At 45.1% G+C, this 22,835-nt stretch carries 20 protein-coding genes; 8 read left to right on the forward strand and 12 right to left on the reverse strand.

The annotated features are described in order from the left end of the window. Positions 1-122 precede the first annotated feature (122 nt). From brnQ to ABID29_RS06240, 6 genes are all read right to left on the reverse strand, one after another. Positions 123-1,469: a branched-chain amino acid transport system II carrier protein gene (brnQ, locus tag ABID29_RS06215; protein WP_354365172.1), complete on the reverse strand. Its 1,347-nt coding sequence runs from the start codon at positions 1,467-1,469 to the stop codon at positions 123-125. Between the two features lie 310 nt (positions 1,470-1,779). After that, entirely contained in the window at positions 1,780-2,352 is a 573-nt protein-coding gene (locus ABID29_RS06220) for a hypothetical protein (RefSeq protein WP_354365173.1), read from the reverse strand. A 361-nt stretch (positions 2,353-2,713) separates the two neighbouring features. Then, positions 2,714-3,400 carry a gamma-glutamyl-gamma-aminobutyrate hydrolase family protein gene (locus tag ABID29_RS06225; RefSeq protein ID WP_354365174.1) on the reverse strand — a complete coding sequence of 229 codons (687 nt, stop codon included), beginning with the start codon at positions 3,398-3,400 and terminating at the stop codon, positions 2,714-2,716. Between the two features lie 91 nt (positions 3,401-3,491). After that, positions 3,492-4,055: a uracil-DNA glycosylase family protein gene (locus ABID29_RS06230; RefSeq protein ID WP_435533155.1), complete on the reverse strand. Its 564-nt coding sequence runs from the start codon at positions 4,053-4,055 to the stop codon at positions 3,492-3,494. A 266-nt stretch (positions 4,056-4,321) separates the two neighbouring features. Next, a complete protein-coding gene (pepV, locus tag ABID29_RS06235; protein WP_354365176.1) occupies positions 4,322-5,725 on the reverse strand; it encodes a dipeptidase PepV in 1,404 nt (467 codons plus the stop codon). Between the two features lie 75 nt (positions 5,726-5,800). Next, entirely contained in the window at positions 5,801-6,403 is a 603-nt protein-coding gene (locus ABID29_RS06240) for a nitroreductase family protein (RefSeq protein WP_354365178.1), read from the reverse strand. Positions 6,404-6,544: 141 nt separating this feature from the next. Here ABID29_RS06240 and ABID29_RS06245 point away from each other — a divergent pair, with 141 nt between their 5' ends. The 4 genes from ABID29_RS06245 (at position 6,545) to ABID29_RS06260 (ending at position 11,757) form a co-directional block, all read left to right on the forward strand. Next, entirely contained in the window at positions 6,545-7,432 is an 888-nt protein-coding gene (locus ABID29_RS06245; RefSeq protein ID WP_354365180.1) for a MurR/RpiR family transcriptional regulator, read from the forward strand. 141 nt (positions 7,433-7,573) lie between these two features. Continuing rightward, the gene (locus ABID29_RS06250; RefSeq protein WP_354365181.1) at positions 7,574-9,412 is read left to right on the forward strand and encodes a beta-glucoside-specific PTS transporter subunit IIABC; all 1,839 of its coding nucleotides are present in this window, start codon (positions 7,574-7,576) and stop codon (positions 9,410-9,412) included. A gap of 78 nt (positions 9,413-9,490) precedes the next feature. Further along, entirely contained in the window at positions 9,491-10,951 is a 1,461-nt protein-coding gene (locus tag ABID29_RS06255) for a glycoside hydrolase family 1 protein (protein WP_354365182.1), read from the forward strand. A 26-nt stretch (positions 10,952-10,977) separates the two neighbouring features. Beyond that, positions 10,978-11,757: a sulfite exporter TauE/SafE family protein gene (locus ABID29_RS06260; protein ID WP_354365184.1), complete on the forward strand. Its 780-nt coding sequence runs from the start codon at positions 10,978-10,980 to the stop codon at positions 11,755-11,757. An 89-nt stretch (positions 11,758-11,846) separates the two neighbouring features. Here the strand turns inward: ABID29_RS06260 and ABID29_RS06265 are convergent. From ABID29_RS06265 to ABID29_RS06290, 6 genes are all read right to left on the reverse strand, one after another. Next, positions 11,847-12,894 (reverse strand): IS630 family transposase gene (locus ABID29_RS06265; protein ID WP_354365185.1). Its coding sequence is split into 2 segments (ribosomal slippage): positions 11,847-12,455 and positions 12,457-12,894, totalling 1,047 coding nucleotides; the frame shifts between segments, so codons are not numbered across the junction. A 75-nt stretch (positions 12,895-12,969) separates the two neighbouring features. Then, positions 12,970-14,121 (reverse strand): carboxynorspermidine decarboxylase, encoded by a 1,152-nt coding sequence (nspC, locus tag ABID29_RS06270; protein ID WP_354365187.1) that lies wholly within the window; start codon positions 14,119-14,121, stop codon positions 12,970-12,972. Next, a complete protein-coding gene (locus ABID29_RS06275; protein WP_354365189.1) occupies positions 14,122-15,321 on the reverse strand; it encodes a saccharopine dehydrogenase family protein in 1,200 nt (399 codons plus the stop codon). Positions 15,322-15,342: 21 nt separating this feature from the next. Then, positions 15,343-16,191, reverse strand: a complete 849-nt coding sequence (gene speB, locus ABID29_RS06280) for an agmatinase (protein ID WP_354365190.1) — start codon at positions 16,189-16,191, stop codon at positions 15,343-15,345. After that, the gene (gene speE / locus ABID29_RS06285; protein WP_354365191.1) at positions 16,181-17,026 is read right to left on the reverse strand and encodes a polyamine aminopropyltransferase; all 846 of its coding nucleotides are present in this window, start codon (positions 17,024-17,026) and stop codon (positions 16,181-16,183) included. Before speE ends, speB begins: the two co-directional genes overlap by 11 nt. A 12-nt stretch (positions 17,027-17,038) precedes the next feature. Further along, positions 17,039-18,490: an aminotransferase class I/II-fold pyridoxal phosphate-dependent enzyme gene (locus ABID29_RS06290; RefSeq protein WP_354365193.1), complete on the reverse strand. Its 1,452-nt coding sequence runs from the start codon at positions 18,488-18,490 to the stop codon at positions 17,039-17,041. A 580-nt stretch (positions 18,491-19,070) separates the two neighbouring features. On the opposite strand from ABID29_RS06290, the gene ABID29_RS06295 reads away from it, so the two are divergent. The 4 genes from ABID29_RS06295 to ABID29_RS06310 all read left to right on the forward strand — a co-directional run bounded on the left by ABID29_RS06295 (position 19,071) and on the right by ABID29_RS06310 (position 22,832). Next, positions 19,071-19,829, forward strand: a complete 759-nt coding sequence (locus tag ABID29_RS06295) for an amino acid ABC transporter ATP-binding protein (protein WP_354365195.1) — start codon at positions 19,071-19,073, stop codon at positions 19,827-19,829. A gap of 416 nt (positions 19,830-20,245) precedes the next feature. Next, on the forward strand, positions 20,246-21,250 hold the full coding sequence (locus ABID29_RS06300; RefSeq protein WP_354365267.1) for a uroporphyrinogen decarboxylase family protein: 1,005 nt from the start codon (positions 20,246-20,248) through the stop codon (positions 21,248-21,250). Between the two features lie 20 nt (positions 21,251-21,270). Beyond that, positions 21,271-22,131, forward strand: coding sequence for a transporter substrate-binding domain-containing protein (locus ABID29_RS06305; protein WP_354365196.1), 861 nt, complete (start codon positions 21,271-21,273; stop codon positions 22,129-22,131). Positions 22,132-22,142: 11 nt separating this feature from the next. Continuing rightward, positions 22,143-22,832 (forward strand): amino acid ABC transporter permease, encoded by a 690-nt coding sequence (locus ABID29_RS06310; protein WP_354365197.1) that lies wholly within the window; start codon positions 22,143-22,145, stop codon positions 22,830-22,832. Positions 22,833-22,835 lie beyond the last annotated feature (3 nt).

The following is a 22,835-nucleotide window of genomic DNA, read 5'->3' on the forward strand; positions in this document are numbered from 1 at the left end:
ATTCAAAAACCACACAGTGATTCTTTCATCTTGATTGTTTTCAAGACAGAAATCACTGCGTGGTTTTATTTTGAAACTAGTTTTTGCCCGGCCTCCTTTTAAAGTCTTTTTCAAAAATTAAGTTACACACTGGCCTTTTTAATTTGTTGATGGTGGAACAAAACGCCCAGAGCCAACCCCAACAAGGCAGGAAGAACCCAACCCATTCCAATCGTATAAAATGGTAGTTTAGCTGCTGCTAGACTTGAGAGTTGCTCGATCCAACTGGCTGAATTCCAAGGCGAAGCTGCTAAGCCATCTAGAATAGCTGGCAAAAGCGTAAAACCAACGGTCCAACGGTAAACACCCGAGTTTCCTTTGAGCCATTTTTCCAGCAGCGCTAACATCACCAAGACAATAGCTAAGGGGTAGAGAAACATTAGAACTGGAATTGAATAGGCAATGATATTAGTCAGGCCAACATTAGCAAAAATCGCAGGGAAAATGGTCGTCACAATGAGAAAACTCTGGTAGGAGATGGAGGGAAACATCTCAGCAAAGGTCTCTGAGAAGGCAGTCAATAGGCCAACTGCTGTTTTTAAACATCCAAAGAAGACAATCAAGGCCAGCAAGACATTGCCAATGGTCCCCAAATAATGGGCTGCAATCTGTGCCAAAGCATCACCACCATTAGCAGCCAGTGGAAATTGTCCCAAACTGGTGGCCCCTGCATAGGCCAAAAGGGCATAGATGACAGCCATCAACACCATGCTAATTGAGCCAGATTTAACCATATCAGAAGCTAGTTGTTTCGGTTCTGTGACTCCCAAACGCTTAAGTGCTGAAATAACCACAATCGCAAAGGCCAAAGCTGCTAAAACATCGAGAGTATTGTACCCATCCAAAAATCCTTTAGCCAAGGGGCTGATCCTATAAGCTTCTTGAATGGCCATCTGACTACTGCTCCCCATAGGTGAAAGAACTACCATCGTCAACAGGACTCCCAGAACGATTAGGAAAATAGGATTGAGCCATTTACCGACATAGGCCAGCAACTGACCAGATTGCCTAGAGAGCAAGAAGGCCAGACCAAAGAAAAAGATCGAGTAGATTGCTAAGGCTAGCTGATGATGCTCTTGACTAACAAAAGGAACCAGACCAATCTGAAAAGAAGTGCTCGCTAAGCGTGGAATGGCAAAAAAGGGCCCAATCACAAGGTAAAGCAAAATGGTAAAGAAACGGCCATATCCCTTACTAACCCTCGAAGCAAGCTCGTAAACACTGTTGCTCCTGGTCAAAGCCATGCCGACAATAGCTAAAAACGGAAACCCAATAGCAGAGAGAAGAAAGCCGATCACAGCAGGCCAAACCGCTGCCCCTGCTTCCTGTCCCATAAAGACCGGAAAAATCAAATTCCCCGCCCCAAACATAATCCCAAATAGCATAGAACCTATAAATAGGTAATCTTTTTTGGTTAATTTTGCCGTCATACCGACTGCCTCCTCTATTTAATACGGATAGCTCATAAAAGCAAACTTGAAAACCACGGTCGTACCTTGGAGCAACTGACTGGCTCTTTATCATGTTCTTTTTAATAAATGGTCAATGTGGCTGCCAATAGATTCTCCATTGTGCCGAACCAGTTGATGCCTGTCTTTTCAAGCCTATTGAGCACGAATAGACTCTATTATATCCTAATCATATCTTATAAGCAAGAAATCTAGTTTCGAATTTTTCCAGGGGGGATTAGTCTCAAAATTAAAAAGGCCAGCCGAAGCTGAGACCTTGTTGGACAATTTTTTAGTACAAATGGATAGAACCGTTTTGACTGACAGGGATTCGGTAATAGGCATACCCTTCTGACTCGTGACTAAATTTAAAACCAGCCTCTAGGACTTGGGTCATGAGCCCTGCATCGCTCTGGGCGACCTTGGTCATTAAGGTCCCATTGACAGCATAAAGAATTCGTGTGGTCGGCAATTGGTCCCCTACTGGCCAGACACTAACCGTCTGACTTTCAAACCAGGCCTCACTAGGAGCTTCTTTTACCACCAAGTGCCAGGATTGGATGGTGTTAATTTGCCTAAATGAACCATCCTGATAGAGTTGAACAGGAATAGCCAGCTGTAAGTCGACATCACCAAGGGGCATCTTCTGCCGCAAGGTGTGCAAGCTAACCTGTTTGGAAATACTTTGATCCAGCATGGCCATATCGACCGCTCCGCTATAGTCCGAAGTTGTCCCAGATACTGTCGTTACTAAATTGACGGTTGAGGACTCTGCCTTAACTCCCTCTGGCTGTTGATAAGTAACCAAGATCAAGATACCTGCTGTCAGGCTAAGTACCAGTATCCTTTTTAGAATTGTTTTCATCGGTATCACCTCCTTAGTTCACCACCATTGAAAACAAGAAAAGCTACCTTCTTCTTAAATCTCCATTCCTTATGTCAAATATGTTTGATCTCTTTAAACCCATTATAGCACAAATTAACAATAGTGACAACTTTTTTCAAAAAAAGAAGGGTCTATTATCTGTTTACTTCTATTCAAAGAAAATCAATCTAGCCTAGAAAAGGAAGCTGATGATAGCACCGGGGTTCATCGAAGCGAGTTGACAACGGCTATCTGTGATTTTCAAAGAGTATTAGCGCTAAAAATCCACTTCACGACATCGGATAGTTCGATTACCATGAAAAAAGACCTGACCATAAAGCCAAGCCTGACATTCTATTAATTACATACTGTGGACCAGGTAGTGAAAGAGGCGGCTGTGATGGCCATCTTCCAGCAAAAATTCTGGATGCCACTGCAAACCAATCACTGGTGAGCCAATCGTACCTTCGTAGGCCTCGATAGTCCCATCTCTAGGGTCTCTAGCGGTTAATGTCAAACCAGGAGCCAGCTGTTTAATGCTCTGGCTGTGGATCGAATTGATCTGAAGTCCCGACTGCAAAAGGGTTGAAAACTTGGTATTAGGCACCACATCAATCTGATGGTGGGTACCAAGTAACTTGTCCTGTAAATGTCCCTTCGTTTCTTGATGCAGGCTACCGCCAAGGGCAACATTTAGGAGTTGCATGCCTCGGCAAACCGCAAAAATGGGTTTCTTCTGCTTCAGGGCTTCCTTGATCAAGGCCAATTCAAAGTCATCTCGCTCTGGGGAATAATCTTCACTATCCACTAATTTTTCTTCCCCATAATAGCGCGGATCGACATGCTGGCCACCTGACAGGACCAACTTATCAATCATAGAAATATAGGCAGGGGCCAAGTCAGGTGTCCCCAAAGGCAAAACAATGGGAACTCCACCAGCTGTCTTCACTGCCTCCGACAAAGAACGCGGGACAGCATCATAAGTGATCCCTGACATAGCTGGGATTTCCTTCTCATTTCCTGTAATTCCAACAATAACGGGCTTCATGGCTGTCTCCTCCTCTTTGATGATAGTCCTATCTTATCATAGAGAAAAAGAAGCGTCCAATAGAGATTTTTTATGGTGGCCTTTAAAATTCTTAAAGGCTAGGACACGTGCTTAATATCTTCTTAACGCGCTCTTTTAGAGCTGGCAAAACATCTGTTTCAAACCAAGGATTTTTGGCCATCCAAATCTGATTACGCGGAGATGGATGCACCAAGGGAAAATAAAGTGGTCCAAATGCTTGGTAGGCTTGAACTGTCTGGGTCAGACTGGCCTTTAATGGCAAGTCCAGGTAGGCTTTTTGAGCATAGATTCCCACTAGGCAAATGAGTTCTACCTGGGGCATGAGAGCTAGTAGTTTAGGATGCCATTTGGCCGCAAAATCAGGCCTAGGCGGTAAATCTCCAGACGTTCCCTTACCTGGAAAATAAAAATCCATGGGTAAGATCCCAAAATGCCCCGACCGATAAAAAGTCCCTTCATCGACACCCAGCCAGTTTCTCAAGCGGTCTCCTGAACGATCCTTGAAACAGACACCTGCTTCTTGAGTCTTTTGCCCTGGCGCTTGTCCAATGATTAAAATTTTAGCTGTTTCTGGTGCCTCAAACAAGGGAGTAATCCCAAGGTCTGTATAAGACCTGTTTGCAGGATCAGCCATAATCTCTTTTTTTAACATGTCTTGGTTAATCAAAGTATCCACCTCTTTAGTTAAAGAGGTTGAGAAACACCCTCAACCTCAGGATACATTCATTTCGTCTGCTTAATAGTGGTTCACTGAGGGTTCCGCTACCTGTTTGCACCAACCTAACAACTATCTTCTAAATACTGATATAAAAGTGCTTTACGCAATGATTTTGATGACTCACCGTTTTAGCACAATTTTCCACATTCGGGCCAAGATGAACCACTTTTTAAAACACAGGTCTACTTAATCAACTCATAAATAGCTTCTGCGTAGATGGCTGCTGAGCGGAAAATATCATCCAGTGCCATAAACTCGTTCGCTTGGTGCATGGTGTTGATGGAATTTGGGAACATGGCGCCATAAGCGACCCCACGCTTGAGCAGACGACCAAAAGTTCCGCCTCCGATAACCATTTCATGCCCCTTGAGACCGGTTTGCTTCTCGTAAACAGACAGCAGCGTCTGCACCAGCGGGTCTTCCAGCGGGGTGTAGTGTGGCACGTGACCGTGGTCTGACAAGGTCACTTTCTGAACAGTTGCCAGCTGTTCCAGTTGCGCTTTGATGGTTTCTGGGTCAGTTCCTTTTGGATAGCGGAAGTTGAGGGCGATGGTGTTGTCTGCTTGGTCAGCTTCAAAGCTAAAGACCCCAGCGTTCATGGTCAAATCACCCATGCGCTCATCAGTGTAAGCAACACCCAGGTTGACCGCTAAGAAATCTTGATGGAGTTTATCCGCAATGATAGTGATGTAGTCTTTAGCGGCACCTGCCAAGTCAAACTGGGTCAGGAATTTAGCCAGATAGGTCGCACCGTTAACACCCTCTTCTGGGGTTGAGCCATGGGCTGATTTGCCATGGATAGTGATGGTCAGCTGATCATCACCTGTGACCTCACCACGCACCTCTGGGTGGGCAGAGAGGAAGTCAGCAAGGGCTGCCTGAGCTGTTGCCAAGTCAAGACCTGTCAGCTCTGCGGTGGCTGACTCAGGCACCATGTTCTCCCTTAGACCGCCTTGGAAACTGAGCAAGATCACTGCTCCGCCATTGCTCCCAGCGTAGTGCAGATAGGCTGTGATGTTGCCCTTCTCACCGTTGATAATCGGGAACTCCGCGTCAGGCGAGAAGCCGAAATCAGGCAGGGGTAGCCCCACATGCTCGAAGTAGTAATCCATGTCCGCCCAGCCAGACTCTTCATCAGTGCCGACAATGAAGCGGACTTTTTTGGAGGTTGGCAAGCCAAGTTCCTTGATGATTTTGAGACCGTAATAGCAGGCCATGGTTGGGCCCTTGTCGTCAGACGAGCCACGAGCGTAGAGGCGATCGTCTTTAATCACTGGAGTGTAGGGGTCAGTGTCCCAACCCGAACCAGCAGGCACCACGTCCAAGTGCCCAAAAATCCCCAACACCTCATCCCCCTCGCCAAACTCAAAGTGCCCAGCGTAGTTGTCAATATTTGTCGTGGTGTAGCCGTCACGCTCCGCCATGGCGAGGAAATGCTCCAGGGCACGAACTGGACCAGGTCCAAAAGGGTGCTGGTCATCGGCTTTGTCGTCCTCACGCTCAGACTTGATGCTGAGAATGGCAGTCAAATCCGCCAATAGGTCGTCTTTTCGTTTCTCTACTTCTGCTTGAAAGTTAATGGTCATGTGTTCTCCTTTGTTTTTTGATGATAAGGGGTAGCAACTTTTTACTGATTTTTTTGGAAATGGCAGAGCTGCCTCCTAGCGGTGCTCAATCACCTCGTCCACCGGTAGGCGATAAGTCGGTTCAGGTCTGTCGTCGCTGTAACCAACCGTAATCAAGAGTTCTGGACGGAAACGGCTGTCGATATCTAGCACCTCGTTGACCTTGGTCTTATCAAATCCTAGAATAATATTGCTAGCTATTTTCTGATCCGTCAAAGCCAAAACAAAATTCATGGCCACAAGCCCAGCATTCAAGGCAAGATAATCACTCTTTGTTTGCTCGTCATATTGGCTGAAGCGAGCTGGCAAGGTGCGCATAAAATGCTCCAAAAACTCTTCTGGCAAGTCCTTGATCCCAACCCTTGCAATCTTGCGTGAACGTTTGGCCAAGTCCGTATCTGTAAAGAGAGCTACCACGTACTGAGCGCTCTCTGCTTGCGTAGCATTGGCACCAAACATGTGTTCAGCCAACTGGTCCTTACGCTCCTTGACAATGACAAACTTCCAAGGCTGGATATTATTAGCACTGGGCGCCAAAGTTGCCACTTCAATCGCCGTTCGAATATCTTTAAGATTGACAGGCATGTCGTTAAATGTTTTGTAAGCATGTCGCTTTTTATTCAATTCTAAAAATTTCATAGACACTATCCTCAAAGTTTTCTTTTTCCTATTCTATCATTTTTTGAGAGGAATTTCAGCTTTTTACTAAGAAACACTCCTCTTATCTGCTTAATGGTATAATATAATAGATCGAAAAGTTGGTAGCAAAAAGGAGGCGCTATGTTAATACTAGAAAAACTAACTCAAAAAGAGAGGATGACGGCCACTGAAGCCAGTTTATCCGATTATTTTATCAACGCTGGTCGAGAGTTAAAGCATAAGAGCTCACGAGCGATAGCCAATGAACTTTACATAGCCCCTTCTACCGTTAGCCGCTTTTGCCAACAGATTGGCTATGCAGGCTTCAATGCTTTTAAGGAAGCCTATCTAAAAGAATTAGATTATTTAGAACGCACGTCTCAACAGGTCGATCCCAATCGGCCTTTCACAGCCAAGGATAGGAACAAGGCTTTGGCCAATAAATTAGCCACTCTCTACAAGGACACCGTAGAGGATAGTTTGGACTTATTAGAACACGATAGCCTTCAAAAAGCAACCTGTCTCTTGTTGGAGCCTCAACATATCATCATTGGTGCAGCGGGCGATCCACTTGAGATGGCAGAAACCTTTAAAAATCGGATGTTGAAAATTGGCAAGTCCGTCCAGGTAGAGCGACGAGGTGATAATTTGTTCTTTCAGGCTAAAACAGCTCCAAAAACCACTTGTTTTATCCTCCTATCCTACTCTGGAGAGCTTGAACAACTGCTCAAAACGGCAGATGTCCTTAGACGGCGCAAGCTGCCATTTTTTGCCTTGACGTCCTACGGAGATAATCAACTGACTCGGTTAGCGGATTTGACCCTCCACCTCTCTACTCGAGAGAAGCTAGTAGACAACCTCGGGAATTTCTCCTCTCTCTTATCCCTATCTTTTGTTCTTGATGTGCTCTATGCCAACGTCTTTGCCCACCAGTACGACAGTCATTATAGTAACCGTATGGAACTCTCCCGAGGCTATGAAAAGAAACGTAAGTCCGATAATCCTATTATCAATGCTTTTTTAAAATAGCAGAGCGCCGCAACAGTGTTGCGGTTTTTTGATGCACCTGACAACCATTTACGCAACACTGATAAGAGATGGCTAAAAAGCCTTGTCTCCTAAAAAGAAAGCCATTACAATAACACTATCAACACTAAAGGAGTTTCGGTCATGGCTAAAGATTATAGAGCATTGGCACAAACGATTATCGAAAAAGTGGGTGGCGAGGATAATGTCAATTCCCTCATCCACTGCGCAACCCGTCTGCGTTTCAACCTCAAAGACGACGATAAAGCACAGACAGATCAGCTAAAGGACACAGCTGGTATCCTCAATATTGTCCAAAGTGGAGGACAATATCAGATCGTTATCGGGCCAGAGGTGGCAGATGTCTTCAAGGCCATCAAGTCTAAGGCAAATTTTAGCACAGGCAAGGATAGCGCGCATGTAGATGATGGCAAGCGTGGTATCGCTAAAGTATTAGACACCATCGCCGGAATGTTTGTCCCAATCGTCCCTGTCATGGCTGGCGCTGGAATGATCAAGGTTATTGTCTCCTTGTCAACCATGTTTGGTTGGTTACAACCAGCGGATACGACTTACCAGTTTCTCTCTATTTTCGGTGATACCATTTTCTACTTTATGCCAGTTATTTTAGCTGCATCTGCTGCTAAAAAATTCAAAACTAACCAATACCTAGCCATGGCTGTTGGGGCCAGCTTAATCAGTCCGACGTTTGTGTCTATGGTTGCTGCAGCGCGTGAAGCTGGGACGGGACTTGATTTTCTAAGCTTGCCCGTCACACTGGCCAACTATAGCTCATCTGTTATTCCTATTATTCTAGCTGTCTGGTTCTTATCCTATATTGAGCCAGTCGTCACTAAATACACACCAGCTGTCTTACGGATTTTCTTGGCGCCGATGGTGACCTTGTTGATTGTCATGCCAGCAACCTTCCTCTTGATCGGTCCTTTAGGAACTTGGATGGGGGACGGTCTCAACACTGTTGTATCTGCCATGAACACTACTCTTCCATGGTTAGTTCCGACCGTGATCGGTGCAATGACACCCCTCCTTGTTATGACGGGGATGCACTACGGCGTTATTCCAATTGGCATCAACATGCTGGCGACCAAGGGGATTGACACTGTTGCAGGGCCCGGCATGATGGTGTCCAATATCGCCCAAGGTGGAGCAGCACTAGCTTTAGTTCTTAAAGCTAAGGATAAAGAGCTCAAGGCACTGTCTATCTCTACTGGGATATCTGCCATTTTGGGAATTACCGAGCCTGTGCTTTACGGGATTAACCTCAAGTATAAACGCCCGCTTTACGCAGCTATGATTGGAGGCGGGATTGCTGGTCTTTATCTGGGCATCATGGGTGTTGGACGATTTGCTCAAGTGCCGCCAGGTCTGCTTTCTTTACCAAGTTACTTTAGTGCGGATGCGCCCCATGTCATTATGCATGCTGGTATCGGTTGTGCCATTGCTTTTGCGGTATCCTTCATCGCCTCCTTCGTCTTAGGCTTGCCAAAGGAGAATACTTCATCTTCTACTCCTGCCACAACTGTCTCAGACGATACTGTCGTGGCAACTGTCGATGGGGAATTAATGGCCCTCGAACATGTCAACGATCCGGTTTTTGCTAGCAAGGCTATGGGAGATGGTGTAGCTGTCGTACCAAGATCTGGAACAATTGTTGCACCAGTCAATGGTGACGTGATGACAGTCTTTCCAACAGGGCATGCCTACGGTATTGTCCGTCCTGACGGCGTCGAAGTTTTGATCCATATCGGAATTAATACGGTTGAGCTAGACGGTCAAGGATTCAAAGCTCTAGTCCAACGAGGCCAGGAAGTAAAGGCTGGCCAAGCCCTGGCTCAGGTTGACCTCGATCTCTTGAAAGCAAAAGGCTATGATCCAACGACCATGACCATTATCACAGATAGCAAGGGCAAAACCATTCCACTGAAAACGAGTGGCACAGTCTATTCAGGTGACATTTTATAAGCTAAAATAATTGAGCTAAGACAGTACCGTTGAGACTGTCTTGGCTCTTCCTTAAAGATAAGGTAAGGAGGAAGGACTATGGGATTCAAAACAGATTTTCTTTGGGGCGGTGCAACAGCTGCTAATCAAATCGAAGGAGCCTACCAAGAGGACGGACGTGGGCTAACGACAATGGATACCCTGACCGTCGGCGATCGTAACAAGCCTCGCCAAATCACTTATCAAACAGTAGACGGTCGAGTCTGCAAGGCGGAACGGTTGGCAAAGGTGCCTGAAGGGGCGGTAGGCTACATCGATCCTGATGACTTTTACCCGTCACACACAGCTATTGACTTTTACCACCATTACAAGGAAGACATTGCCCTATTGGCAGAAATGGGGTTTAAGGCCTATCGGATGTCCATCGCTTGGACACGGATTTTTCCAACAGGTACAGAAACAGAACCTAATGAAGCCGGTTTGGCCTTTTATGATGCGGTTTTTGATGAATGCCTGAAGTACGGTATTGAACCTCTTGTGACCCTCTGTCACTTTGATATTCCGCTTTATTTGGCTGATCATTACAATGGTTTTTCGAGTCGTGAGACGGTGGATTTCTTTGTTCACTATGCTGAGACTGTTTTTAAACGCTATCGAAAAAAGGTCAAGTATTGGTTGACCTTTAATGAAATCAATGTCTTACGATCTTGGCTACAATTAGGGATTCATCCCAATGATGAACAGACCAAGTTTCAGGCAGTTCACCACCTCTTTATCGCTTCGGCCAGAGCTGTTCAACTTTGTCACGACTTGATTCCAGACGCAAAAATTGGTAATATGGTCATGTACGCCCCCAGCTATGCCATGACTGCCAAGCCAGAGGACGTTTTGGCAAATATTTACTATAAACGGCAGGTTGAGTTCTATCTAGATGTCATGGTTAAAGGCTACTATCCAGCCTACAAGCTCAAGGAGTTTGAACGTAAAGGTATCCGCATTACCATGGAAGCAGACGACTTGGACTGCCTGGCTAAGGGGACCGTAGACTTCATCAGTTTTAGCTACTACATGTCGACCATGTCTACGACGGATACAACCGTCCCTAAGACACCCGGTAACAATATTCTCAGCTACAAGAACCCTTATCTGGAAGTTTCAGAGTGGGGTTGGACCTTGGATCCATTAGGTTTACGCATAGCCCTCTCTGAGATGTATGACCGCTACCACGTGCCACTTTTTATCGTGGAAAATGGCTTAGGTGCTATGGATGTGATTGAAGAAGATGGCGCCATCAACGATGATTACCGCATCGACTATTTAGCCACCCATATTCGTGCGATGCGGGATGCGGTGGTTTTGGACGGGGTTGACCTTATGGGCTACACCCCCTGGGGGTGTATTGACCTAGTTGCTTGGTCTACTGGTGAAATGAAAAAACGCTATGGCTTCATTTATGTAGATGTTGATGATCGTGGTCAAGGCACCTTTAAGCGGCTCAAGAAAAAATCCTTCTACTGGTACAGGGAAGTCATCGCTACTAATGGTGAAAGCATCTCCTAAGAAATGTTAATTTAGAAAGGAAAGCTATGACCGCACTTCTTTATGGCCTCATTATCCTTTTAGCCACCTGTCTCGGCGCTATCACGGGTGCTGGAGGCGGTGCTATTATCAAACCTGTTTTCGACCTGATTGGCATGGACAATGCCAGTACTATCGGTGTATATTCCACCATTGCTGTCTTTTCCATGTGTTTGTCCTCTCTCTACAAGCACAGCAAGAGCGGCCAAGGCTTCAACAAGATTACCATGCTCCTACTAGCTGGTGGGTCTCTTATAGGCGGTTACTTTGGAGATCGGATATTTAAAGCACTGACCCAGTCTTTCCCCAACAATAGAGTAACTATGATTCAAGCCATATTGCTCTTTTTGGTCTTGCTAGCGGTCCTTCTCTTCACCATCTTTAAAGAGTATCTTCCAAGCTTGGCCATCAAAGCTAAACCTGCTATCTTTGGTTTTGGTTTGGCTGTTGGAACCCTCTCTGTTTTCCTTGGCATCGGTGGCGGTCCCCTGAATGTCATTGTCCTTCTGGGTTTCATGTCAATGACTGTCAAAGAGTCCACCCCCTACTCCATCGGCATGATCTTTTTTGCTCAAATTCCAAAATTGCTAGCCATTTTTGCAACAAGATCTGAAACGATTTTTGACCTATCCTTGTTTCCAATTATTGCGATTACCGCTGTTTTGGGTGGCTACCTCGGCACCCAGATCAATCACTTGCTGAGTGAAAAACAAGTGACCTTCATGTATCGCCTCATGATTCTGGGATTGCTCTCCATCTGCTTCTTTAATATCATCACTAATATTTAACAACGAAAACCCACCTAGCTATCCATCAGCAGCATTGATGATGAAAAGCCGGTGGGTATTTGTTTATAGAAATGTTAACAGACTTATACTCATTTAACATCAAAATCTGAAAAGACCCAATTTCTATGAACAATGGGTTTCAACACAGACCAATGCAGACTTTGAATCACTTCCTGTAGCTTGTCAATGACATCCTCAAGCGTCTTAAAGGCCTTATTCTTAAACCCTCTCTTACGAATCTCAGCCCAGACTTGCTCAATCGGATTCATCTCAGGCGTATAAGGTGGGATGAACTCAAAACCAATATTGGCAGGTTTCTCTAAGGTGCTGGATTTATGCCATACGGCATTATCCATGACTAGTAAAATGTAATCATTAGGATAGGCTTCCGATAATTGCTTGAGAAATGCGTTCATCCAGTCTGTATTACAGCCACCAGCAATGATGAAGAAGGATTCTCCTGTATGCGCATCAACAGCCCCATAGCAGTATCGGTATTCTCGGATATAGTGGCTGTGAACATGAGGGCGTACACCTTTTGGTGCCCAAGCCTTCCCAATTTTACCGATCCGACCGAACCCCGCTTCATCTTGGTACATAAGTCTGACTTTATGGTAACGACGGCTATGCTTAAAGCGCTTTCTTGTCTTCTCTAATGTAGATTTTATTTTTAGACGCCAAGATCGTTTTGGCATCTGCCTTTTTAGGGTGTTCGGATCTTGGTGTCACTTTGCGCCACCCGTGACGCTTCAGCAGCGCATAGAATCCTTCTCGGGTTGTCTGCTTCCCGATTTTATTTTGATAAGCCTCATGCATCTCTGCAATGGTGACAAATTGTCCTGAAGCACTACCAACAAACTGTTCTTTTAAGAAGGCTTTTTCTTCTTCGTAAGTGAGATAAGAACGATGACGTCCCCCTCGTGCATCATGGGTTAGAGCAGAGAGACCTTCTTGTTCATATTTTTTCACCAAACGCCAAATGGTATCATGCGATAAACCGATTAAGTCAGAAATAGTTTTGTAAGTCAACTTTTGTGAGCGCAAATAGACTGCTTGAATCCGTTTGTGATAGGAAGAGAGCTGTTTATCCTTGAGGGCTGATTTGAGTTCTGTGATTTGTTCTTGTGTAAATGTCATATAACTATTATACTTCAGATTTTGATTTTTATTAAGTATTAAATGACCTTCCTTAATTCCGATTGACTGTAGCTCTTAGGAAAGCCGCCTCTTAAACTCCTCATAACCAAAAGATTTGACCAAGCTCACTTGGTTGTGGGCATCTACTGCCATGATGGAAGCCAAGGGCATGCCATTAAAGGTATTGGTCTTGACCATGGAGTAGATGGCCATATCACAGAAAATAAGGCGGCTACCAATTTCCAAAGGCTGGGCAAAGCTGTACTCCCCGATGTGGTCTCCCGCTAAACAGGTCGGGCCTCCCAGGCGATAGGTATAGGGTTGCTCATGAGGTTCTCCAGAGCCGATGATATGCGGACGGTAAGGCATCTCAAGGACATCTGGCATGTGGCAGGTCGCTGATGTGTCAAGGATGGCATTGAAAACACCACGGTTTTCTGTGATGTCCAAGACTTGAGCAACCAGATAGCCAGCATTTAAAGCAATAGCTTCTCCCGGCTCCAGATAGACTTCGACACCATAGGTTTCTTTGATACGTTTGACTTCTGCAATCAAGAGGTCCACATCATACTCTTCACGGCTAATGTGGTGGCCTCCTCCAAAGTTAAGCCATTTCATCTGCGACAAGTACTGTCCAAACTTGGCTTCAACCGCCTTGAGGGTCGTCACCAAATCATCGGAATTTTGCTCACAGAGGGTGTGGAAATGGAGGCCATCAAGCCCTGATAAATCTTGCCCCTCAAACTGGCTATCCAGAATCCCCAATCGAGAACCTGGAGAACACGGGTCATAAATGGCATGGCCTTCTTGGGTGGAGCATTCTGGATTGATTCGAAGGCCTGCAGACTTGCCACTGGCTAGAACCTGATCCTTGTAGCGATGCCACTGGCTAAAAGAATTAAAGACCAAGTGATCGCAGATTGGTAGTAGCTCCTGGATTTCCTCTGGTCGATAGGCTGGGGAAAAGACATGGGTCTCCCCACCAAATTCTTCGTAGCCCAGTCTCGCTTCGTGAATGCCACTAGCTGTTGTCCCATCAAGGTATTTAGCGATTAAGGGGTAAAAGTGAAACATGGAAAAGGCTTTTTGCGCCAAGAGAATCTTGCAGCCTGCTTCTTCTTTGACACGGGCCAAAATTTCCAAGTTTTGACGAAGTAAGTTTTCTTCAACCACAAAGGCTGGGGTCGGGACCTTGTCAACCGACCACTGAATTGTCGCCTCTGTCATCTAGTCCACCAAGACTGGGTTAAAGTCTTCTTGCCATGGCAAGCCCCACTCGTTCAAGGCTTCCATGAATGGATCCGGATTCAACTCTTCCACGTTGAAGACGCCTGGTTTTTGCCACTGGCCATTCAACACCAACATAGCACCAATCATAGCTGGTACACCTGTGGTATAGGAGATGGCTTGTGAACCTACCTCCGCATAACATTCTTGGTGGTCACAGACATTGTAGACATAGTAGGTTACATCCTTGCCGTCTTTCTTGCCTTGGAAGATACAGCCGATGTTGGTTTTCCCAACGGTCCGTGGGCCCAAACTAGCTGGGTCTGGCAGCACCGCTTTTAAGAATTGAAGCGGAATGATTTCCTTGCCTTCATACATAATTGGCTCAATAGAGGTCATGCCCACATTTTCTAGACATTTCAGATGGGTGAGATAAGATTGTCCAAAGGTCATGAAGAAGCGGATGCGCTTGATACCCTTGATGTTTTGAGCCAGAGATTCCAACTCTTCATGGTAAAGGAGGTACATGTCCTTCTCGCCCACTTGGTCAAAGTCATAGACACGCTTGATTTCCATTGGCTTTGTTTCGACCCACTCGCCATTTTCCCAGTAACGGCCATTGGCAGAGACTTCGCGAATATTGATTTCAGGGTTGAAGTTGGTCGCAAATGGGTAGCCATGGTCACCGCCGTTACAATCCAAGATATCGATGTAGTTGATTTCATCGAAGTAGTGCTTTTGGGCATAGGCTGAGAAGACACCCGTCACCCCTGGGTCAAAACCAGATCCCAAGATGGCTGTGATCCCCGCTTCTTCAAAGCGTTTTTTGTAGTCCCATTGCCACTTGTACTCGAACTTAGCCGTGTCCTCTGGCTCATAGTTGGCCGTATCCAGGTAGTGGGTCTTGGTCGCCAAGCAAGCATCCATGATGGTCAAATCTTGGTAAGGAAGGGCCAAGTTGATGACGATGTCTGGCTGGAAATCGTTGATCAAAGCGATCAATTCGTCCACATTGTCCGCATCTACTTGAGCCGTTGAAATCTTGCAGCCCTTCCCGTCTAATTTTTCTTTCAAGGCATCGCATTTGGACTTGGTCCGTGAGGCGATACAGATTTCATCAAACACCTTGTAGTTTTGAACACATTTGTGGACCGTTACGCTGGCAACCCCGCCAGCTCCAATAATAAGGGCTTTACTCATTTTCTTTCCTTTCTAATTTCTCTATTTGTAGAGATAGAGCATGATTTCACGCAAGAGCTTGCAGGCCAGAGCTGTTGATTGGCCAGATTGGTCATAAATCGGGCAGAGCTCGTTCATGTCGGCAGCTACAATGTTGAGCTGGCTGACAGTCTCAATGGCCTTCATCAAGTCCATAAAACGAACGCCTCCAGCTTCTGGTGTGCCGGTTCCCGGAAATTCTGACGGATCTAGAACGTCTAAATCAAGGGTAAAGTAAACAGGCTTGCCCTTGAGCTGCTCAACCACTTCTTCTAGGCCATCAAAGTTGAATTTTTGGAGATGGGTATGCTCCTTGGCCCATTCAAACTCTTCACGCTGGCCAGATCGAATCCCAAATTGGAAGATCCGCCCATCTCCCAACATCTCCCAACACCGTCTGATGACACTGGCATGGGATTCTCGCACACCAAGGTAGTCCTCACGTAGGTCTGTGTGGGCATCAAACTGGATGATGTGCAGGTCTGGGTATTGCTCCAACATGGCCTTGACTGGTCCAGCTGTAATAGAGTGTTCACCGCCAATCATGATAGGCAACTTACCATCATGCGCAATGGCTGCGACTTGCTCTTCTAGCATCTTGAGGGTTTCAACCGTATTGCCAAAAGGCAACTCCAAATCTCCCGCGTCAAAGACTGCAATGTCTTCTAAATCCTTGTCTTGGTAGGGACTGTAGGTCTCAATCCCAAAGCTTTCATTGCGAATAGCGGTGCTAGCAAAGCGGGTCCCTGGACGAAAAGAGGTCGTGCTGTCATAGGGCGCCCCAAAGAGGACCATCTTGCTGTCCTCGTAGCTGGCCTCACAGCCAATAAAGGTTGTTACATTAGGTTTCACTGGTTAACATCTCCTTGATATAGTTTGGTAGGTAAAAGGCTCCAACATGGATGTCGTCGTTGTAGTACTGGGTTGAAATGGCAGAGCGACTGGCCAGTTGGGTACTTTCTTTCGGATCAATGCCCTTAGAAGAAAAGCCGACCAAGAGGTAGCCCGCTGCATAACTCGGCACGCTGGTCAGATAGACCGTATTCCGAGGAAAAACAGCCTGCAGGCGATCCCTGATATGGCGAAAAGCTGTCACATCTTCTTGATAAAAACTATTAGCCTGCTGGCTAATCAGAATGCCATTTTCTGTCAGAGCATTGTAGCAATTGCCATAAAATTCCCTTGTGAATAAACTTTCATTTAGCCCAAATGGATTGGCCGAGTCAACAATAATCAGGTCATAGGCGTTTTCCTTGCGGCGGACAAATTTAAGGGCGTCTTGAATATAGAGGTTGACCCGCTCATCCTGAAAGGCAACTTTGCTTTGGGGCAGATATTCCTGGCAGACTTCTACGGCACGCTGGTCCAATTCCACCACATCGATGGTCTCAATGGTCTCGTATTTCTCAAGTTCGGTCAAGACACCACCATCTAAGCCACCGATGACCAGGACTGTTTTGATGTCAGACTTGGTATTCATGGGCACATGGACCACCATCTCGCTGTAGAAGGATTCGTCCTTCTCTGTTGTGATCAGCTCACCATCAAGAGCCAAAATTCGCCCGTATTCCTTAGAATCCAGCACCGCAATATGCTGGTACTCACTGTGTTCGCTATAAACTTCTCTTTCCACATTGATAGACAACTTGACGTTATCCTGATGGAAGTCTGAAAACCATAAATCCATCTCGTTTCTTCCTTATCCTTCCTGTTTGACCACATTGATTTTATCGACGTTAGCATCCTCTGTTCCCATGAGGAAACAGCCTTTAACCTTGGCATACTGGATATGCTCTACTACTTCTTTGGTGATCAATTCACCCGGCGCCACGATAGGAATCCCTGGTGGGTAGCACATGACCATTTCCCCTGAAATATAGCCCTGACTCTCCTCCAGCGGCAGGCTGATTTTCTCTGCGTAAAAGGCCTTTTGGGGTGAAATCACCACATCGGTCTTTGCGATATCAAAAATCAAGAGGCCTTTTTTCTCTTTCTTAAAACGACGGCGAATCTCAGACAGGGCGCTGACCAAGCGCTCGATATCATGGATCCGATCCCCCACGGAAATATAGGCCAAGATATTGGCTGTATCGCCAAATTCCACCTGGATATTGTACTCATCGCGGAGCAGGTCATAGACTTCAATGCCTGTTAAACCAAGATTTGTTGTCTTGATGCAGAGCTTGGTCGTGTCAAAATCATAGATGCCATCTCGGTCGATAATTTCTGTCGAATAGGCATAGTAATCCCCAATTTCATTGATTTCATCGCGGGCGTACTGGGCCAGTTGATTGACCTTATCAAAAATCGCTTCGCCATTGATCACTAGGTTTCTGCGTGCCAGATCAAGGCTGGACATGAGCAGATAGCTGGCACTGGTCGTCTGGGTCAGGTTGATGATCTGGCGAACATACTCTGGATTGACCTCATTGTTGACCAGTAGGAAAGACGATTGAGTTAGCGACCCACCTGACTTGTGCATGCTGACTGCTGCCATATCGGCGCCCGCATCCATCCCTGAAATGGGCAGGCCTTTTCCAAAATAGAGGTGGGCCCCGTGAGCTTCATCTGCCAGTACCAAGAGTCCCTTTTTGTGGGCCAAGGCTACAATGCGTCTCAAGTCAGAACAAATCCCATAATAGGTTGGATTATTGACCAAGACCGCCTTGGCATCTGGATGCTCTTCGATCGTTTTTTCCAATTCAGCCAAAGGCATCCCTGTCGAAATTTCTAATTCTTGTTGAAGAGGTGAGGTCACATAGACAGGTATCCCCCCGCACATCACTAGGGCGTTGATGACTGACTTATGAACATTGCGGGGAAGAATGATTTTGTCACCTGCTTTGATCGTCGCAAAAATCATGTTTTGGACTGCACCTGTGGTCCCATTGACCATAAAGAAAGCATGCTTGGCCCCAAAAGCTTCTGCCGCCAATTCTTCTGCTTCCTTAATGACCGACACAGGATGACCAAGATTGTCCAGCATCTTCATCGAATTGGCATCCATGGACACCGCCTGCTCCCCTAAGAATGCCGTCAATTCCCGACTAGAGCGTCCCCTTTTGTGACCTGGCACATCAAAAGGAACCACTCGACGTTCTTTCAATTCCTTAAGGGCCTCAACGATGGGCATTCTGTCTTGATTTTTCATTTCTTCTCCTTTCACCACAAAAAAACCAAGCATGGCAAAGCACACTTGGATAGTATCGGTTATCATCTGCTAAAAAGGCGCACCGTTAGCTTGTCGCCCGGTCTTTTTCGCGTCTTATTAGTGTAGAACGTTAGAGTCTATATAGCATGTCTTACTTTTACTACTCTTACCAATCGTTTTCACAAGCGCAATGGTTTGCCATTACGTTATAAAAAATTTGAGTCGATAGCCGTAGCTATCTCTTCAATGGGCGCGAAGCCCCTCTACTAACATCAAATCTGTTCTTTTCACAGTCCCAGCTTGGTTTTAAGCTTCAGCTCACTGGTCCTATTTATCAAAACAGCAATAAGTTTGGCAAAGTAAAACTCGCCTCTCTCGTTCGCAATCTTAACTGCAAGAGTATATTAACATAAATAAGGTACCATTTCAAGCTTTTTTGAAAGATTTTCTCAAATTCTGGAATGTGTGAGACTGAAACGAGGCTGTTCCTTTGTAATTTTTTATAGTCTTGATAAAAAAGATATATTTGGGAGATTCTCTGAATCATGTTAAGATGAGAAAAATAGCATGGAGGCAAATGATGATTGAAGTTAAAGGAATTAAGAAATCTTTTGGAGATAAGGTCGTTTTAGATGGTGTTTCTCTATCTGTTAAGCAAGGGGATGTTGTCGTTATTTTAGGACCATCTGGTTCTGGAAAAACGACTTTTTTGCGCTGCATTAACCACTTGGAAACAGTTGATCAAGGGCAGTTGGTTCTAGCTGGCAAAGACTACAACTTGGCCAAACTGTCTCGTCAAGAGATTTTAGAGATTAGACGCAAGACAGCCTTTGTTTTCCAAAATTACAGTTTATTCACCAACAAAACAGCCCTTGAAAATATCCTAGAAGGCTTAGTTATCGCCCGAAAGCTCCCCTTGACCCAGGCAAGAGAGATTGCCGAGTCGGCACTTGAGAAAGTCGGACTATTAGCCCACAAGGACAAGTACCCTCACCAACTATCTGGCGGCCAGCAACAACGCGTCGGTATCGCCCGTGCCATCGCTGTCAAACCAGAAGTCATCCTCTTTGATGAGCCCACTTCTGCTCTGGATCCAGAGTTGGTTGGCGATGTCTTAGAAGTCATGAAAGCCTTGACCAAAGAAGGTATCACCATGATTGTGGTCACCCATGAAATGAGCTTCGCCAAAGACGTTGCCAACCATGTTGTCTTCTTTGATGGCGGAAAAATTGTAGAGGAAGCTCCTCCAGCTGAGTTCTTCACTAGTCCTAAAGAACTGCGAACACGACAATTCTTAGCTCGTATCTTGCCAGATTTCGCTATTGACTATGTCTTGTAAGCTTTCAAGAAGGAAATAAGCGTCTCAGGTGGACCAACCTCAATACTGTTTAGTTCAGCTTATAAACCTCACAGTAGTCGACAAGTCGCTATGATGAGGGACTTATATCCAACTGATTTTGCAAGAGAAGGTCTCTACTGCTCTTTTCTAATGTCTAGAAGCTAGCCAAAATCTAGCTTATCAGAATTTCAACTACTGCTTGGTCACAGTTTATCTAGCTTAGCTTGAGAAGACCAGAATGATTGCCTGGTCTTTTTGTGATTTTTCAAACAATATATAGACAAATCCTATTCCTCCAATAGGATTTTTAAAATTAAAAAAACCTAAACAAGCCCATAGCCATTATATATTATGCAAGATAATCGTTGCATGATAAGATTGTTTTCAACAACAAACGCACTTGATGCAAGGAGGTAATTATGGTTACAAAACGTGAATTAGTTGAAAAAGCTTTTAATGGCGAAGTTGTCGATCGAGTACCTGTCGGCTTTTGGTTCCATTTCACAGAAAAACACGAATGGCTCAATGGTCTCGAATCCGAGGAAATCTACCAGAAAAACTTAAGAGGTCATCAGAATTTCCTGAAGACAGTCCAACCTGATTTCATCAAGTTGATGAGCGATGGCTTCTTCAGATATCCAAACCCGACTATCCATACAAACTTAAAATCTGCAGAGGAATTAAACGATATCAAACCATTGCCAGACAATCATCCTTGGTTTGAAAAACAAGTTCAACTCTTGAAAGAAATTAAGGCCTCCTTTGAAGAAGATATTGTTGCAGTCTACAATATTTTTTCACCAGCAACCCATTTAAAATGGCAACTAGCTGATGAAGTTTCCTCAGGAGATGACCGATTAGCAGATTTGCTACTTGAAAACCCGGAGCTTGTCCAAAACGCTTTGAATGTCATTGCAGAAGACCTAGCTAAATTAGTCAAACGCCTACTAGCAGAAGTTCTGATCGACGGCATCTACCTCAGCGTCCAAAAAATACAAGATGAACGCATTGCGACGGATGCCTATCCGAAATACATTCAGCCTGCAGATCTCATCGTTCTTGAAGCTGCTGAAGGAGAAAAAGGATTAAATATTCTCCATATCTGCGGCTATGAAGGAGCGACCAATGACGTCACTGTCTTCAAAGATTACCCAGTCAAAGTCTTCAACTGGGCTGTAAAACCGGAAGGAATTTCTCTAAAAGAAGGGCGAAAACTTTTCGGTGGCAAAACCGTTTTAGGCGGGTTTGAAAATGAAAAAGACAGCCTTATCGCACATGGTACCCGTCAAGAGATTGAAGACGAAGTCCAAGCCATTCTAGCCGAAACAGGCAGACAAGGCATTATTCTTGGCGCAGACTGTACTATTCCAAGCAATATTGACACCGAACGTATCCAATGGGTTCGCAATGCAGCCAAATAAATCAAAAAGGAGAATTTCACATGAGCAAGAAAAAATGGTATACCGCGACTGGTATTGTCGCAGCAGCAATCTTAGCAACGATTATTGGCCGTCAGTTGACACAATCTAATCCAAAAGAGAGTTCCGAGGTTATTACCCTTCGAGTAGCTCATACTCAATCTTACGCTCCTTATGACTTCACCAATGAAAAAGGAGAGTCTGATGGTTATGAAGTTCAAGTTTTAAAAGCTATTGATGAAAAATTAGAGCAATACCAATTTGAATACACAGGTACCAGTGATGAAGATCTTCTTGTTGGAATTGAATCTGGAAAATATGACCTTGGAACAAAAGGAGCCTGGTACACAGAAGAGCGTGCGAAAAAGTTCTTAATCCCTGATACGGCCATCGGTGCAAGTATTATCGGCTTTACCATCCGTAAAGATGACGCCAACAAGTTTAAATCCATTGATGATTTTGCAGGAGCCGGGGCTAAGTTGGTTCCCATTTCCCCTCAAAATGCCCAGTATAATGTTATCCAAGACTACAACACTAAAAAACCTGACACACCAATAGAATTGACTGCTGCCGAATCTTTCACCGTGGCTGATGCTTATGCTTGGGTCCTTGAAGGGCGCTACGATGGTTATTTCGACATTAAGTTGTCTTATGAGAATGCAGTCTTAGCTGAGGACGGTGCTTACCACCAATATGCTGACCAATTGAGTTATTTCCCTTATAGAGGGATTGAAACTTATCCTCTGATCCATAAAAACGAGCAAAACGAAGCCTTTGTCAAAGCCTACGAGAAGGCTATCAAGGAGCTAGAGGAGGATGGTACTTTAGCAGAACTTTCTGAAAAATATTTTGGGGAAAATGTATTCGATTATGTCACTAAATAGGAGGAATTCAGATGGTTAACTTTTCCTTATCTAGGGTTGGGGAATTTCTTCCCCAACTTCTTCCTTTCATTCCGGTAACGCTTCTTCTAATCGGTTTAACCTTTGTGATCGGTTCCCTACTTGGAGGCGCATTGACATGGATTCAATTATCTAATGAAGTTGGTGTGAGAAAGATAGCCGAAGGGTACATTTTTATCTTACGCTGTACTCCACCAATCGTGTTGCTCTTTCTTGTTTTCTACGGTATTCCTGAATTTTTAAAATGGTGGATAGGCTTAGACATTAACAACTGGCCAAGAAGTGTTTTTGTCGTAATTACCTTAATCCTACTCTTTGCCGCTATGATCTCAGAGGTATTTAAATCAGCCTATCTAGCCCTTCCCAAAGGCCAAGAGGAAGCTGGCTTGAGCATCGGGTTAACACCCTTTCAAACCTTTTCCAGAATCCTATTGCCACAAATCATCAAATTAGCCTTACCTAATATGACCACAGCCTTGTTAAATTTGATGAAAGACGCAGCCCTAGCTTATACGATTGGAATGGTGGATATTATGGGAGCAGCCAATCTCATTGTTGGGCGCAACCTAGGGAACTATTCTTTGGAAACCTATACGGCAGTTGCCATCATCTACTGGGGGCTTTCCTTACTATTCTCCCTCGTCTCTCAGTGGCTAGAACAGACAATACCACCAAAAGCTTAGGAG

This window comes from Streptococcus rupicaprae, assembly GCF_040545225.1.
Classification (GTDB): Bacteria; Bacillota; Bacilli; order Lactobacillales; family Streptococcaceae; genus Streptococcus; species Streptococcus rupicaprae.

Bases quoted from the DNA above. Each gene is read 5' to 3' on its own strand.
- brnQ (WP_354365172.1), bottom strand. From the start codon at position 1,469: ATGACGGCAAAATTAACCAAAAAAGATTACCTATTTATAGGTTCTATG.
- ABID29_RS06220 (WP_354365173.1), bottom strand. From the start codon at position 2,352: ATGAAAACAATTCTAAAAAGGATACTGGTACTTAGCCTGACAGCAGGT.
- ABID29_RS06225 (WP_354365174.1), bottom strand. From the start codon at position 3,400: ATGAAGCCCGTTATTGTTGGAATTACAGGAAATGAGAAGGAAATCCCA.
- ABID29_RS06230 (WP_435533155.1), bottom strand. From the start codon at position 4,055: ATGGCTGATCCTGCAAACAGGTCTTATACAGACCTTGGGATTACTCCC.
- pepV (WP_354365176.1), bottom strand. From the start codon at position 5,725: ATGACCATTAACTTTCAAGCAGAAGTAGAGAAACGAAAAGACGACCTA.
- ABID29_RS06240 (WP_354365178.1), bottom strand. From the start codon at position 6,403: ATGAAATTTTTAGAATTGAATAAAAAGCGACATGCTTACAAAACATTT.
- ABID29_RS06245 (WP_354365180.1), top strand. From the start codon at position 6,545: ATGTTAATACTAGAAAAACTAACTCAAAAAGAGAGGATGACGGCCACT.
- ABID29_RS06250 (WP_354365181.1), top strand. From the start codon at position 7,574: ATGGCTAAAGATTATAGAGCATTGGCACAAACGATTATCGAAAAAGTG.
- ABID29_RS06255 (WP_354365182.1), top strand. From the start codon at position 9,491: ATGGGATTCAAAACAGATTTTCTTTGGGGCGGTGCAACAGCTGCTAAT.
- ABID29_RS06260 (WP_354365184.1), top strand. From the start codon at position 10,978: ATGACCGCACTTCTTTATGGCCTCATTATCCTTTTAGCCACCTGTCTC.
- nspC (WP_354365187.1), bottom strand. From the start codon at position 14,121: ATGACAGAGGCGACAATTCAGTGGTCGGTTGACAAGGTCCCGACCCCA.
- ABID29_RS06275 (WP_354365189.1), bottom strand. From the start codon at position 15,321: ATGAGTAAAGCCCTTATTATTGGAGCTGGCGGGGTTGCCAGCGTAACG.
- speE (WP_354365191.1), bottom strand. From the start codon at position 17,026: ATGGATTTATGGTTTTCAGACTTCCATCAGGATAACGTCAAGTTGTCT.
- ABID29_RS06290 (WP_354365193.1), bottom strand. From the start codon at position 18,490: ATGAAAAATCAAGACAGAATGCCCATCGTTGAGGCCCTTAAGGAATTG.
- ABID29_RS06295 (WP_354365195.1), top strand. From the start codon at position 19,071: ATGATTGAAGTTAAAGGAATTAAGAAATCTTTTGGAGATAAGGTCGTT.
- ABID29_RS06305 (WP_354365196.1), top strand. From the start codon at position 21,271: ATGAGCAAGAAAAAATGGTATACCGCGACTGGTATTGTCGCAGCAGCA.
- ABID29_RS06310 (WP_354365197.1), top strand. From the start codon at position 22,143: ATGGTTAACTTTTCCTTATCTAGGGTTGGGGAATTTCTTCCCCAACTT.